The organism is Nannocystis sp. (assembly GCF_016714285.1).
Classification (GTDB): Bacteria; Myxococcota_A; Polyangia; order Nannocystales; family Nannocystaceae; genus Nannocystis.
In genome coordinates this window covers 543,153-556,994 of the sequence record NZ_JADJNN010000001.1, presented here as the reverse complement: position 1 = coordinate 556,994, position 13,842 = coordinate 543,153, and the positions used below count along the sequence as shown (strand labels likewise).

Below are 13,842 nucleotides of genomic sequence, written 5' to 3'. Positions count from 1 at the left end.
CTGTCCCGAGGGACATCGAGGCCCCCGTCGTCGACAAGGCGTCACGGGCAGTTCCCCGACGTCGCCTTCACCCCCTTCGCCAGCTTGGGCGCGTCCGCGAACTTCACGGGCACCGAGCTGCAGAACCAGATGCCGCAGTCGTTCTGCAGCTGGAAGTGCAGGTGCGGCCCGGAGGTGTAGCCGGTGTTGCCCGACAAGCCGATCAGCTGGCCCTGCGTCACGCTCGCGCCGAGCTTCACCTTCATCTCGCGCAGGTGCATGTACAGCCCGACGGTGCCGTCGGCGTGGCGCACCCCGATGAAGTTGGCCTTGTTGTGACACTGCTCGAGCAAGCCCGGCGGGTCGTAGCAGGGTGATCCTGGCGGCGAGCGCAGCTCGAGGTACGCCACCTTGCCCGCCCGCGCCGCGTGCACCGGCGTGCCCTTCGGCATGGCGAAGTCCCACGCGTAGGCCTGGCTGCCCTGGTGGCTCGATCCGAAGTTGCCCTGGCTGCAGGTCTGCGCCGTGTCGCACGCGTAGGGCAGCCTGTAGGCCGAGTCGTCGTTGCAGCTGTCGGGCACCCCGACCTCCTCCTCGTGGCAGCCCTTCGCGCACGCCTGCTGGACCACCCACGCGTCGCCATCGCAGCCGAGGATGTCGTCGTTGTGCTCCGGCACCAGCGGCACGCGGCACGGCGGATCGAGGCCGAGCCCGTGCTTCGCCGCCCCGCTGCCGCACCACGCCTCCTTCACGAAGCAGACGCACTCGGGCAGCGTGCACGCGTCCGACTCGCCCGGCGCGGTCGACTCGCAGCCGGCCGCGCAAGCCTCCTGCACGCCCCACACCCCGTCCGCGCAGCCGAGGATGTCGCCCGCGTGCCCGGCCAGCGCCGCGACCTCGCAGCCCTCCGCCTCCACGTGGGCCGCCACGTCGTGCCCGCAGTAAGGACCGTCACCCGCGTAGCAGCCGCACTCCGCCGCGCCCCCGCTGCTCGATCCCTCGCCGCTGCTCGCCGCGACCCCGCCCTCGCTCCCGGCGATCGTGCTACCTGAACTTTCAGACAGGTCGCCGCCGCTCGTGCTCGCGGCCCCGCTCGAGCTCGTCACGGCCCCGCTCGAGCTCGTCACGGCCCCGCTCGAGCCCGTCACGGCCCCGCTCGAGCTCCCCTGCGTCCCGCCGCCGGACGCGAGCTCCCCGCTGCCGCCGTAGCAGCTCGGGAGGGACAGACCGAGGACGATCACGGCGGCGCGCAACATCGCCCCCGTGATACCAGAGCTCGTCGCTCACGCGATCGAGAAGCGCAGCGTGGCCCCGTCGCTGGTGACCGGATAGGCCGTCAGCGGCCGCTTCGCCGGCCCCTTCTGCACCGTCCCGTCGATCTTGTAGCGCGAGCCGTGGCACGGGCAATCGAAGCTGCGGGCCTCGGCGTTCCAGCCGACCGTGCAGCCGAGGTGGCTGCACTTGAGCGAGAAGGCCGAGAATTGCTCGCCCTCGCCGCGCACGATCATCACCGGCTTCTTCGCCCCCGCCGGCTTGACCGGCAGCACGCCGCCGGGCCGCTGCAGCTCCGGGTAGTCGGCCAGCGCGAGGCTCACCGCGCCGTCCTGGCTCGGCACCTCGCGCACCGGCGGCAATCGGGCGCAGCCGACGACCGCGAGGCTGATCGCGCCGACGCCCGCCCCGATCGCCTCACGGCGGGTCCACGGCCGGGCGACGGCTGGAGGATCGTCACAACCCGGCGAGGGATCGCGGGGCTTCGCTGGTTCGCGCTGTGTCATGGTAGCCACGACTATGGGACAGGTCGCGGGCGGACGGAAGCTGGGCAGCCTCGCGGTCGCGGCGCTGCTGCTCGCCTGCGGGCGCCCGGCGGCGACGCCTCGCAGCCCGGTGCCGGCGCCCGGCGAGGCCTTCTCCGGCGAGCGTGCCCGCGATCGCGTGGCCGCGTTGATGCAGCTGCCGCGGACCCTCGGCGACCCCCGTCGCGCCGCCGCGATCGACGAGCTCGCCGCGCTGCTGCGGGCCGCCGGCGCCGACGCGGTCGATCGCCTCGATCACGCGGGCGTCGATCCCTGGACCGGCCAGCGCTTCGCCATGACCACGCTGATCGCCCAGGTGCGCCCGCAGGCCCCGCGTCAATTCCTGCTCGCCAGCCACTTCGATCAGCGCCCCTGGGCCGAGTCCGACCCCGACCCCGCGCGCCGAGAGCGGCCGATCCCCGGCGCCAACGACGGCACCAGCGGGATCGCCGTGCTGCTCGAGCTGGCCCCGCTGCTCGTCGATCAGCTCCCGCCCACGGTCGGCTTCTCGCTGATCCTGTTCGACGGCGAGGAGCTCGGGCGACCCGGCGCCGGCCCCTACTGCGCCGGTTCGCGGGCGCTGGGCGACGCCCTCGCGGCCGGGCGCTTCCCGCGGGTGCGGGCGGCTCGCTTCGGCGTCGTCCTCGACATGGTCGGCGACCGCGACCTCCAACTCCTGCAGGACCCGCGCTCCCGCGCCGCGTTGCCCGGGCTGGTCGACGCGATCTGGTCGATCGGACAGGCCGCAGGCCACGCCCAGTTCGTGCGCGCACCCGGCCCCGATCTCGTCGACGACCACGTCCCGCTCACCGCCGCCGGCGTGCCCTCGCTGTTGATCATCGACTACAGCTACCCGGCCTGGCACACCCACGCCGACGACCTCTCGCAGATCTCGGCCGCCAGCCTCGGCGCCGTCGGCGAGACCCTGCGCCTGGCCCTGCGCGCCCACACGTGGTGATCAGCGGCCGCGTCGCGCGTTGACGCAGGTCGCGCTGGCGCTGAGGCAGTCGCCCTGACAGACCTCCTGATCGGTGCCGCAGCCGAGCTTGCAGGTCTCGCGGTCGGTCTCGCTGCCGCGCTTGCAGCCCTTTCGGCAGCTGGCCTCGGCCTTCACGCAGCTCGCGTTGCAGCGCTGCAGCGCCCCGTCACAGGTCTCGGCCTCGGGGCTCACGGGCACCGGCGGGCTCGTCACGAGCTTGCCTGGCGTGCTCGGCACCGGCACAGGCACAGGCACAGGCGTCGGATCGCGGACCGCGATCGGCCGCGGCGTCTCGAGCCACGCGTCGGGTACGAGCGTCACGGCGACGCCCAGCACGCTCGCCATCGTCTCGCAGTCGAGCTTGCAGGTCTCGAAGTCGGTGGCCTCGCGCGGGCTCTTGCCCGGCTTGCAGGTCGCGTGGCACCTGGCCAAAAAGCCAGCTTGCGACGACGGCGGGCCGACGGGCAGCGACGCGGCCATCGGAGCGCTCGACCGCGTGGTTGTCGGCGTCGGCGTCGGCGTCGGCACTGGCTCCGAGCCCGGGCTGACCCGGGGCGGACGCATCGGCGGTGGTGTGCCGGTGGGCATCGGCGCTGGCTCGAGGTCGCACTCGAGCTTGCAAGTCGCGCGATCGTCGACCGAGAGCGTCGTGTCTGCGTCGCACGCGGCCTTGCACCCGGGGCCATTCGCGGGCCCGGGATTGGCGGGAGCCGACCCCGTGTTGGGTGTCGGGTTGCCCGCGCTCGGGGCCGTCGGAGTCCTGGTGGGCAGCGGCTCGATCCGCGCCCGGATCTGCTCTGGATCGCTGGCCGCGTCCATCTCGCAGTCGAGCCGGCAGGTCGCCCGGTTCGTCATCGACAGCTGCGACCGCTTGCACTCCGCGAGGCAGGCGTCGAGGCTCGGGCTGGCGAGGACCGTGGCCGAGCCGAGCCCGAGCCCGAGCCCGAACCCAAACCTGGTCAGGCTCACGAGGGCGAGGAGGATCCGGGTGCTGGGCCTTGGCATGTCGAGCTCCGATCGGAGGATCCCCGATCGGCGCCAGGCTCACAAGACTTCGCCGAATCCAGGGAACTGGCCGACAGCCGCGAGCCTGGGAGGCTTCGCGGCTGGCGCCCGGTCCTTCGCGTGGGGTGAGCCCGGTCGGGATCGAACCGACGACCCACGGATTAAAAGTCCGTTGCTCTACCGACTGAGCTACGAGCCCCAGCCGCCCCCCGGATGGGGGCGGTGACCGGCGATAAGAGCGACCCTGACGGGATTCGAACCCGTGTTCGTGGCGTGAAAGGCCACTGTCCTGGGCCCCTAGACGACAGGGTCAAACGGTCGCCAACGAATTGGACTGGCCTTTTACTCGACTGCCTCGCCCACCGCAAGCGCCGTGATGCGGCATCATCCAAACGGCCGCAGCGAGCGATTGGCGACCGATTGCCAGCCGATTGCCAGCCGATTGCCAGCCGATTGCCAGCCGATTGCCAGCCGACGGGACGATCATTTGCTCGCAGCGGCTGCGGCCTTGGGCTTGCCCTTGCCCTTCTTCGGCTTCTTCGGCTCCGGCTCCACCGGCTTCGGCGCGATCACCTCCGGGGCCTGCAGCGCCCGCGGCTTGACCAGCAGGTTGCGGCCCGCGTCCTGAAACAGCGAGCGCAGGCCGGCCCACGAGCTCTCGTCGGTCTCCAGCAGCGCGAAGTAGGCGTACTTGTCATTCGGCGCCTCGCGCAGCACCAGCCACCCGCGGGTCGCCGGGGCCTGCGCCCTCGGATCCTGGGTCGTCGTGTACGCGCCCGTGTAGTTGCGGCCGCGGCTGCCCTCCTCGGACCAGGTGACCGTCTCGGCCGGGATCCCGCGCAGCTCGAGCAGCGCGTCGCGGACCTTGAGCAGGTCGCCCGCCGGCTGCTGGAAGAAGCCGACCGCCGCGAACTTGACCGGCGCGCCGCAGCTGGTGCTCTGCTGCGACGCCGCCATCGTCGCGTAAAAACCATTCTGCTCGACCAGCTCGACGCCCTTCGGCAGCCGCATCAGCACCCGGCCGCTGAACAGCGAGGTGTAGAGGTCGTTCAGCGCCGGCACGCACGCCGGCGCCAGAGTCCCGCTGGCGACCGGCACGACGCCGGGGCCGCTGGCAGGACCGGGCCCGCCCCCGGAGCTGTCCCCAGCTCCAGAGCCAGAGTCCGCTCCCCCCGTGTGCGCCGGCTTGCCGGTGCCCACGGGCCCGCTCGCGCCCGAGCCCGAAGGGACATGCCCGGTCTGCGTCGATGTCGACGCCGACGCCGAGCAGGCCGTGACGACGGCGAGCGCCGCGACGAGACGAAGGGGAGCGACGCGGGCACCGGTCATGGCGGACTCACTTCTTGGTGATGAGCAGGCGGCGCGCCGACTCCTGGAAGCTCTTGCCGACCGCGTTCCATGCGTTCGGGTGGGTCTCGTACGCGACGTAGAAGGTGTTGCCGGCCTTCTCCTTGAACGCGATCCAGCCCTTGAGCGGCGGCTCGCCCTTCGCGCCCTCGCCGTACTCGTACGACGCGGAGTAGTCGCGGTTCTTGGTCGTCTCGTCGGCCCACTTGGCCTCGGCCGGATCGAGGCCACGGGCCTTGAGGGTCTCGTCGCGGATCTGCGTCACCGACTTGCTCGGGTCGGTCGCGAAGTAGCCGACCGCCGCGAAGCTGACGATCGCGTCGCAGGTCGACTGCGTCGTGCTGCTGGTGATGCGGGCGAAGAACTCGTTCTGCTCGACCAGCTCGACGCCCTTGGGCGGACGGATGAGCACGTTGTCGCCGAACAGCGCCTTCGGCGTCTCCGCGACCTCGGCGTCGCAGACCTTGTTGGGGTCGGGGCCGTCGGCCGGGGGCTTCTCGCCGCCGGCGTCGCCGCCGCTGGCGTCGCCACCACCACTACCACCGTCGCCGCCGCTACCACCGTCGCCGCCGCCGCCGCTGGCGGCCACGTCGGTGCCGCCGGTCTCACCGGGCGGGGTCGTGCCATCGGGGGTCTTTTTGCCGCAGCTGACAGCCAGACCGAGCACCAGGATTGGAACAGCAAGGGTACGAAGCAGCGTCACGTGTCGATTTCTCCTCGAGAGGTCGGGACCGTATCACAACTCCGGCCCGCGCGCCTCTCTCGTACGGGGCCCAGAAGCCCCTGCAACGGGCCATCTCCGGCATCGACCTCCGGGGACGAGTGTCCGCCGCGCAGGCGACGTCGGAGGCGCGCAGGCGCCCGTCACCGATGCACCACCTGGCTGATCCAACATGTCCCTCGGGGCAGCTCGTTCCATCCTGGGGCGGCCCCGGTCACAGTGCGCCATCGACCTCGAGCCCGGCCGCGCTGGCCCGCAGCGTACGGACCAGCGGCTGCGCTCCGGCGGCGACCTCGGTCTGCAGCGAGCGACCAGTCAAGACCCCGCGGATCGGCGCCGGTCCCAGCGAGTCGAGGACCGCCCCCGGCGACGCTGCCCCCGGGGCGCCCAGGCCCGGCGCAGGCGCCCCGTGCTCGAGCCAGCGGCGCAGCTGCGGGGCCACCCCTGGCGGCGTGAGGGCGATCCGGTCGCTCGAGAGGAACGCGACGTCGAAGGCGAAGCGCCCGCCCGCCGCCTCGGCCACCGATCCCTCGCTCAGTGGACGCACCCGCAGCGACCACGCCTCGGCCAGCGTCGCCTGCAGCGCCGCGAGATCGCAGCGAGCGCGCAGCACCCAGATCACCGCCCCGGCGCGATCGTGCAGCAGCAACAGCTCGCGCGGCTGCAGCCCCGCCGAGATCAGCTGCGGGCGCAGCAAGCCGAGCTGCAGCCCGAGCTGGCCGAGCCCGAGGCTGGCGACCACCGGCAGGCCCCGCCCCGCCTGCACCCCGGCCTGCAGCTGCGTGATCGCGGCGGGCAGCTCCGGGCTCCCGAGATCGATCACCACCGCCAGACGCAGGTCGGCCGGCAGCCACGCCTCCAGGGCACCGCCCAGGTCGTCGCTCGCCGTGCAGCTCGGCGCCGGCGCCTCGGTGACGCCGGGCACCGGCCTGTCCTCAAGGACAGGTGCCCCGCAGGCCGCGAGCGCCAGCCAGAACCCGGCGCACCACCTGCCGCTCATCCCGCCTCGCTCGCCTTCAGCAACCGAAGATCGGCCGCGGCGAGCTGCAAGCGGCCGCGCACGACCGGTGGCTCGGGCGTGAACGCGATGCGCTCGTAGAGCTCGCGCACCGCGTCGGTCTCGAGCGCGGGCCTGCGCGCCTCCAGCTGCTTCACCGCCGCGTCGGGCTCGCCGAGCGGCTGCAGGATCAGCTCGCCGTCGACGCCAGTTCGGTCCCAGCGGCGCACACCGAGGCGGATCGCCCCGACATCGTCGCTGATGTCGAGGCTGAGCATCGGCCCGCTGACGACCATGTCGAGCAGCATCTCTGGATCCTCGGCGAAGCCGCGCGACAGCTGGACCTCGAGCTCCGAGGCCGGCAGGTCGCGCGCCGCCGTCAGCGGGCCGAGGCCGCCGCCGATCTCCCGCAGCGACAGGCAGCCGATCACGTCGTCCTCGAGGAACACGACGCGCCACGGGAACGCCGTCGCGGGCGCGTGGTGGACCGGCAGCGCGTCCGCCGGCCCGGCCTGCGCATCGCCCCCGGGCAAGGGCGAGTAGGTCGTCATCCCCTCGATCACCTCGGCGCGCAGCCCTGCCGCGCGCAGGTAACCCTCGACCTCGGCCCGCGTGCGCCGGAGCCCGAACACGAGATACGGCGAGTGGGCGATCGGCGGCAGGTAGGCCAGCGCCTCGTCGCGCAGCCACGTCGCCGGCGCCGGCCCGACCCCGTCCATCAGCGCCGCCAGCCCGGCCCGGAACGCCTGGATGTCGCGCAGCAGGTGCCCCGCCCGCGGCGGCACCGCGAACAGCCGCCCCAGCGCCTCGAGATCGACCTCCACGTCGATCCTGCTGTACACCGCCGAGCCTGCGTCCGGGTCGAGCCAGGGCAGCAACGCGTGCACCTCCGCTGGCGCCGCGGGCTCGGCCGGCGGCGCCCCCGGGCTCGCCGCCACGTCGGCCGGCGCCCCCAGGCCCTGCGCCGGTGCCGGCGCCGCCTCGCAGCCGATCGCGCCGCACAGCGCCCACACCCACGCCGCCCGCCTGGCCCGACCTGTCCCCGAGGCCATGTCCCGAACGCCAGCCCGACCTGTCCCCGAGGCCATGTCCCGAACGCCAGCCCGACCTGTCCCCGCGGCCATGTCCCGAACGCCAGCCCGACCTGTCCCCGCGGCCATGTCCCGAACGCCAGCCCGACCTGTCCCCGAGGCCATGTCCCGAACGCCAGCCCGACCTGTCCCCGCGGCCATGTCCCGAACGCCAGCCCGACCTGTCCCCGAGGCCATGTCCCGAACGCCAGCCCGACCTGTCCGCGCCCCGCCCCGCATCACAGCGGCCTCCAGCTCGCGCCCTCGCGGACGATCCGCGCCGGCAGATCGAGCGAGCGCGCCGGCGCCGGCGCCCCGTCCCCGGCCAGCGCCTCGTAGTCCGCCGCGTGCGGCAGGACCACGACGATCCGGGCCGCCCCGTCCGGCCCCGCCTCGAGCAGCGCCTTCGGCAGCACCGGCGCGCGCGCGTCCTCCGGCGCCAGCCCCCGCAGCGCCGCGAGGCGGCCGTCGGCCAGGCGCATCAGCGTGCACAGCGTCGGCGGCGGCAGGTCGACCGCACCGGCCGCACCGAGCGCCAGATACTCCGCCGCGCTGGCCCAGCGCCCCTCGTGGGTCTCGTGGCCGTCGGCCGCCGCCTCGCCGCCCTCGTCCTCACCGAGCTCGGCGAGGAAGAAGCGGGCCTCGTAGCGGCGCGGCTCCGCCGACGGCGTCACCCAGGTGTCGAACCAGCGCAGCGGACGATCGCCGAGCACGACCCCCGCCTCCTCGCTGCACTCGCGCCGCGCCGCCGCCTCGTAGGCCGCGTCGCTGCCCGCCGGCCCGTCCGCGGCGTCGACCGCCCCGCCCGGGAACACCAGCGCGTCCGGCATGAACGGGCTGCGGGCGCTGCGTCGCAGCATGAAGATCGCCGGTGGCGCCCCGCCTGGGGCCGCTCGCAGCAAGATCACGGTGGCGGCCGGTCGCGGCGGCCTGGGAGTTGCGGAGGGCTCGACGGTGATCGACATGCGCGCCGCCGAGACTAGCGGGTCCCGTCCACCGCCCGCGAAATTTCCTGCGCTCACCGCAGCTCGCGGGCCCGGCGCGTGGACCCGCCGCCGGGCCCCACGGGGGCCCTGCACCTGCCCTGAGCGCTCCGCGGCCCGCGCCCTCGCCCGCGCCCGCGGGCGCCCTCCGCCGATCTTTGCTAATGGTGGGCCTCTCCGTGGGTCAGGGCTCCAAGACATCCTCCTTCCCGCGCGTCGGCGGTCCGCCAGGCGCCAGCGGGACGGGCACGATCTCCGATCGCACCCTCCCCCAGGGCATGACCTCGCCGTTCGCCGCCTTCGGGGAGATCGTCGACGCCCTCGCCGTGGCGACCGCCGTGCTCAACACCGCCGGCATCGTCGTCGCCTGCAACCAGGCCCTGCTCGAGCACCTGCATCGACCGCGCCCCGAGGTCGTCGGCGAGCCGCTGCTCGGCTGGATCGCCCGCGCCAGCGAGCGCGCCGCGTTCGGCCGCGCCTTCATGGGCATGCGCCCGCGCCTGCCCGGCCATCGCTTCAGCCTCGAGATCTCGCTGGCCCCCGCCCTCGGTCGCCCGCTCCCCTGCCTGCTCCGCGCCTGCAAGCTCGCCAGCGACAACGTCCTCGTCACCTGCGAGCCCGAGCAAGGCGAGCGCGTCCCCGAGATGGAGATGGGCCGCGCGCTCACCCGCGGCCTCGAGGCCCTCGACCACGGCCTGCTCCTCCTCGACGGCGCCGGCCGCATCGTCCACGCCAACCCTGCCGCCCGCGAGCTGTTCGCCAGCACGACCTCCCCCCCCGGCCGCAGGGGTGCCGTCGGCGGCGAGGCCGACGGCACCGCCGGCAGCACCCCTGGCAGCACCCCTGGCAGCACCCCTGGCAGCACCAGCCTGCTCGGCCGCAGCCTTCTCGAGCTCGCCGACCCCGAGGGCGCCCGCACCCTCAGCCAGGGCATGAGCCAGGCCCGCGCGGGCAACTGGCACGGCGAGCTCGACCTCCGCCGCCTCGACGGCGAGTCCGTCGCCGTCGAGCTCTCGCTCGCCGCCGGTCGCGGCGACGGCTCGCCGATGGTCGCCCTCATCCGCGACCTCCGCGAGCGTCGCCTCCGCGAATTCGAGGCCCGCCTCGCCGCCCAGGTCGATCGCCTCCTCGCCTCCTCGCTGCGCCCGCAGGAGAGCGTCGCCGCGGCGTGCAGCGCCGTCATGACCGGCCTCGGCTTCGCCCGCGCCGCCCTCATCGCCCGCGTCGGCGAGACCTGGGAGCGCTGGCAGCTGCGCACCGATCACAACCCTCGCTTCGGCCCCCTGGGCCCCGAGCTCGCCCCGCCGCCCACCTGGTCGACCGGCGCCCCGGTCGTCGACGTCGACCCGCAGGACCCCCAGGTCCGCGCCCTCCTCGGCGAGCAAGACCCGAGCCGCCCGGTCGTCCGCGTGGTCCTCGGCGCCCCCGCCCGGGTCGTCGGCCACCTCCTCCTGCGCGCCGCGGAGCCGAGCAGCCTCGACCCGCAGGTCCACCGCCTGCTCGCCACCCTCGCCCCGCAGCTCGCGCTCGGCCTGTCCAACGGCCTGCTCATGTTGGAGACCGAGGCCCTCGCCGGTTACCAGGCGATGGTCCTCGATCAGACCACCGTCCTGCTCGACTCGCTCGACGCCGAGGGCCGCGTGATCACCTGGAACCGGGCCAGCGAGCAGCTCCTCGGCATCACCGCCGAGCAGGCCCGCGGCCGCCGCTTCGGCGTCGACGTCGCCCGCCTGCAGGGCCCCGCCAGCTGGACCGAGCTGTGGGAGACACTGCGTCGCACCGGTCAATTTGTCGGCGAGATGGGCGTACTCAACCACGCTGGCGAGGCGATCCCCCTCCACCTCGAGGGCCGCCTCTTGCGCGACCACCGGCGAGATTGGGCCGGGGCCCGCGCCGAGGACGGGCCGGTCATCGGCGCCGTCCTCGTCGGCCTCGACCTGCGCCACCGCCGGGCCCTGGAGGACCAGATCCTCAAGGCCCAGAAGCTCGCCGCCGTCGGCCTGCTCGCCGCGGGCATCGCCCACGAGATCAACAACCCTCTCACCGGTGTGGTCGGCTACAGCAAGCTCCTGCTCGAGCGCCAGAACCTCGATCCCAACGTCCGCGAGAAGGTCGAGAAGATCGCCGTCAGCGGCGAGCGTTGCCGCAAGATCGTCGAAGGCGTCCTGCTCTTCTCCCGCCAGCAGGAGGGCGGCAAGCGCCGCCGCGTCGAGCTGCGCAGCCTGATCGACCGCGTGATCGGCATCGGCGAGTACCAGTGGCGCATGCACAACGTTCGCGTGCTGCGGGAGGGCCTCGGCGACGCCGCGGTGCTCGCCGACCCCGACCAGCTCGAGCAGGTGCTGCTGAACCTGCTGAGCAACGCCGTCGACGCCATGCCCCGCGGCGGCACCGTCCGCCTGGTCCTCGGCCACGACGGCAATCCAGATCAAGGCGGCCGGGTCCGCCTCGAGGTCACGGACGAGGGTGTCGGCATCCCGCCCGAGATCCAGGGCCGCATCTTCGACCCGTTCTTCAGCACCAAGGACATCGGCAAGGGCACCGGGCTGGGCCTTGCGATCTCCTACGGCATCCTCAAGGACCACGGAGGTGATATCCTGGTCCGGTCCAAGCCCGGGCAGGGCACGACCTTCACGCTCCTGCTCCCCGCCGACAAGACCAAGCCATGAGCCGCGGACGCACCCCGATCAAGGACACCTACTCCACCCACGACGTGGCGCGGATCTGCTGCGTCACGCCCACCACGGTCATCCGCTGGATCGAGGACGGTCTCATCCCCGCCTTCAAGACCGTCGGCGGTCACCGTCGCGTGCGTCGCGAGGACCTCGAGCGGGTCTGCGGCGAGCGCGGGATCCCGTTCACCGTCCCGACCGGCAGCGAGGTCGGCCGCATCCTCGTCATCGACGACGAGCCCGTCGTCCTCGACCTCGTCCGCGACGTCGTCAAGGAGCTCTCGCACCAGTTCGACGTCGAGGTCGCCCGCGACGCCTTCGACGCCGGCCGCAGCGTCGCCCTGTTCCGCCCGCAGCTGATCTTCCTCGACCTCATGATGCCCGGCGTCGACGGCTTCGAGGTCTGCACCCGCCTCAAGCGCGACCCGCAGACCACGCACACCGAGATCATCGCCATCACCGGCTACTACACCGAATCCAACATGGAGCGGATCCTCGCCGCCGGCGCCTCCGCCTGCCTCAAGAAGCCGCTCGACGTCGTCGACGTCCGTCGCCGCGTGCTCGAGGCCTTCAACCTCCGCGAGGACGTGCGGCATCCCGTGTCCGGACCGCAGCCGGCCGCCAACGAGCGCGAGAACTCGCGCGTCCTCCTCGTCACCCAGAACGCCGACTTCCGCGCCCGCGTCAAGGACGAGCTCGGCCAGGGCAGCCCCACGGTCGAGGTGCTCACCGCCCAGACCGGCGCCGACGCCCTCCTGGTCGCCCAGTCGGCCCCGCCGCGCCACGTCATCCTCTCGCTCTCCGTCCCGGACCTCAAGCAGAGCGAGGTCCTGCAGAAGCTCGCCGCCCTGCCCCAGCCGCCGCAGATCATCGCCGTCCACGACGCCCCGACCGACGAGATCCGCACCGCCGCCCGGGCCGCCGGCGCCCGCATGTGCCTGCCGACCTCCGCCGTCGCCGGCAGCGTCCGCGAGCTGCTCGGCATGGCCTGATCGGCCCGCGCCTCGGCCCAGCGCTCCAGCGCTGCACCTCCGCGCTGCACCTCCGCGCAAGGCCTCAGCCCAGCTCGTCAGCGCAGCACCTCAGCACCTCAGTGCAGCCCGAGCCGGCGCTCCGCCGCGTCGATCACGTTGCTGAGCAAGCACGCGATCGTCATCGGCCCGACGCCACCGGGCACCGGCGTGATCGCCGAGGCCCGCTCCGCCGCCGCGGCGTACTCGACATCCCCGACCAGCCGCCCGCTCGCCAGGCGATTGATGCCGACGTCGATCACCGCCGCCCCCTCCTTGATCCACGCCCCACGGATGAACTCCGGCCGGCCGATCGCCACGATCACCACGTCGGCCCGCGACACCTCGTCCGCCAGCGCCTGCGTGCGCGAGTGGGCCACCGTCACCGTTGCGTCGGCCTGCACGAGCAGCTGCGCGATCGGCTTGCCGACGATCGTCGAGCGCCCGAGCACCAGCGCCCGCGCCCCCGCCAGCTTCACCTCACCCATGGCCAGGAGGCGCATGCAGCCCTGCGGCGTGCAGGCCACGAAGCGCGGCGTCCCGAGCATCAGCAGCCCGAGGTTCTCCGGGTGAAAGCCGTCGACGTCCTTCGCCGGATCGATCGCCCGCAGCACCGCCTCGCTGTCGACCCCACGCGGCAGCGGCAGCTGCACGAGGATCCCGTCGACCTGCGGATCACCGTTGAGCGCCCGCACCAGCGTCAACAGCTCCTCGGTGCTGGTGCTCGCCGGCAGGCGATGGTCGCGGGTCGCGACCCCGACCTCGGCCGCCTTGCGCTCCTTGCTGCGCACATACACCTGCGACGCCGGATCGTCGCCGACCAGCACCACCGCCAGACACGGCCCCGCCCCGCGAACGACACACTGCGCCACCCGGCCCGTCGCCGCCTGCAGCAGCTCCGTCGCGCAGGCCTTCCCGTCCAGGATCCGCGCGCTCACTCGCTCGCCGCCTTCACGGTGCTGGTCGTGCCACCGCTGTCGCTCGCCGGCTTGCTCTCCGCCGGCTTGCTCTCCGCCGGCTTGCTCTCCGGCTTGCTCTCGCTGGCGCCGTCCGTCTTCGCCTCCCCCTTGCCCTCGCCCTTGGCGCTCGCGTAGCCGTCCTTGTACCAGCCGCCGCCCTTCAGATGAAACGCGGCCGCAGTCACCGCGCGCTCGAGCGGCCCGCCACACTTCTCGCACTCGGTGATCGGCGGGTCGCTGAATTTTTGGATGTACTCCGCGTCCGCACCACAGTTCTGACAGCGATAGGCATAGATGGGCATGGGCCGGGTCTCGCGCCGGCAC

General features: G+C 73.4%; 13 protein-coding genes and 2 tRNA genes. 3 read left to right on the top strand and 12 right to left on the bottom strand.

The genetic code is table 11. The features are described from left to right. Positions 1–41 precede the first annotated feature (41 nt). Together IPJ59_RS02315 and IPJ59_RS02310 are read right to left on the bottom strand one after the other, a co-directional pair. A complete protein-coding gene (locus IPJ59_RS02315) occupies positions 42–1,235 on the bottom strand; it encodes a M23 family metallopeptidase (protein ID WP_293254338.1) in 1,194 nt (397 codons plus the stop codon). Positions 1,236–1,262: 27 nt separating this feature from the next. Next, positions 1,263–1,757, bottom strand: a complete 495-nt coding sequence (locus tag IPJ59_RS02310; protein ID WP_293254336.1) for a QcrA and Rieske domain-containing protein — start codon at positions 1,755–1,757, stop codon at positions 1,263–1,265. On the opposite strand from IPJ59_RS02310, the gene IPJ59_RS02305 reads away from it, so the two are divergent. After that, entirely contained in the window at positions 1,756–2,733 is a 978-nt protein-coding gene (locus tag IPJ59_RS02305) for a M28 family peptidase (RefSeq protein WP_293269566.1), read from the top strand. The two genes, IPJ59_RS02310 and IPJ59_RS02305, sit on opposite strands and share 2 nt — an antisense overlap. Here IPJ59_RS02305 and IPJ59_RS02300 read toward each other — a convergent pair whose 3' ends face one another. The 8 genes from IPJ59_RS02300 to IPJ59_RS02265 all read right to left on the bottom strand — a co-directional run bounded on the left by IPJ59_RS02300 (position 2,734) and on the right by IPJ59_RS02265 (position 8,859). Continuing rightward, entirely contained in the window at positions 2,734–3,759 is a 1,026-nt protein-coding gene (locus IPJ59_RS02300) for a hypothetical protein (protein WP_293269565.1), read from the bottom strand. Positions 3,760–3,885: 126 nt separating this feature from the next. Continuing rightward, positions 3,886–3,958, bottom strand: a tRNA-Lys gene (locus IPJ59_RS02295). 40 nt (positions 3,959–3,998) lie between these two features. Beyond that, positions 3,999–4,071, bottom strand: a tRNA-Glu gene (locus IPJ59_RS02290). Between the two features lie 171 nt (positions 4,072–4,242). After that, entirely contained in the window at positions 4,243–5,088 is an 846-nt protein-coding gene (locus IPJ59_RS02285; RefSeq protein WP_293269564.1) for a hypothetical protein, read from the bottom strand. A gap of 7 nt (positions 5,089–5,095) precedes the next feature. After that, a complete protein-coding gene (locus tag IPJ59_RS02280; RefSeq protein WP_293269563.1) occupies positions 5,096–5,773 on the bottom strand; it encodes a hypothetical protein in 678 nt (225 codons plus the stop codon). Positions 5,774–6,041: 268 nt separating this feature from the next. Next, a complete protein-coding gene (locus IPJ59_RS02275; RefSeq protein WP_293254322.1) occupies positions 6,042–6,827 on the bottom strand; it encodes a hypothetical protein in 786 nt (261 codons plus the stop codon). Then, complete coding sequence (locus IPJ59_RS02270) at positions 6,824–7,876, bottom strand: hypothetical protein (RefSeq protein WP_293269562.1); 1,053 nt, start codon at positions 7,874–7,876, stop codon at positions 6,824–6,826. Before IPJ59_RS02270 ends, IPJ59_RS02275 begins: the two co-directional genes overlap by 4 nt. Positions 7,877–8,133: 257 nt before the next feature. Next, positions 8,134–8,859 (bottom strand): NUDIX hydrolase, encoded by a 726-nt coding sequence (locus IPJ59_RS02265; protein ID WP_293254316.1) that lies wholly within the window; start codon positions 8,857–8,859, stop codon positions 8,134–8,136. A 182-nt stretch (positions 8,860–9,041) separates the two neighbouring features. Here IPJ59_RS02265 and IPJ59_RS02260 point away from each other — a divergent pair, with 182 nt between their 5' ends. Both IPJ59_RS02260 and IPJ59_RS02255 read left to right on the top strand, forming a co-directional pair. Further along, complete coding sequence (locus IPJ59_RS02260; protein ID WP_293269561.1) at positions 9,042–11,546, top strand: ATP-binding protein; 2,505 nt, start codon at positions 9,042–9,044, stop codon at positions 11,544–11,546. Continuing rightward, positions 11,543–12,541 carry a response regulator gene (locus tag IPJ59_RS02255; RefSeq protein ID WP_293254310.1) on the top strand — a complete coding sequence of 333 codons (999 nt, stop codon included), beginning with the start codon at positions 11,543–11,545 and terminating at the stop codon, positions 12,539–12,541. The genes IPJ59_RS02260 and IPJ59_RS02255 overlap by 4 nt, the downstream gene beginning before the upstream one ends. A gap of 98 nt (positions 12,542–12,639) precedes the next feature. On the opposite strand, the gene folD is transcribed toward IPJ59_RS02255, so the two are convergent. Continuing rightward, positions 12,640–13,497: a bifunctional methylenetetrahydrofolate dehydrogenase/methenyltetrahydrofolate cyclohydrolase FolD gene (folD, locus tag IPJ59_RS02250; protein ID WP_293269560.1), complete on the bottom strand. Its 858-nt coding sequence runs from the start codon at positions 13,495–13,497 to the stop codon at positions 12,640–12,642. Then, positions 13,494–13,820, bottom strand: a complete 327-nt coding sequence (locus tag IPJ59_RS02245; RefSeq protein ID WP_293269559.1) for an FmdB family zinc ribbon protein — start codon at positions 13,818–13,820, stop codon at positions 13,494–13,496. The genes folD and IPJ59_RS02245 overlap by 4 nt, the downstream gene beginning before the upstream one ends. Positions 13,821–13,842 lie beyond the last annotated feature (22 nt).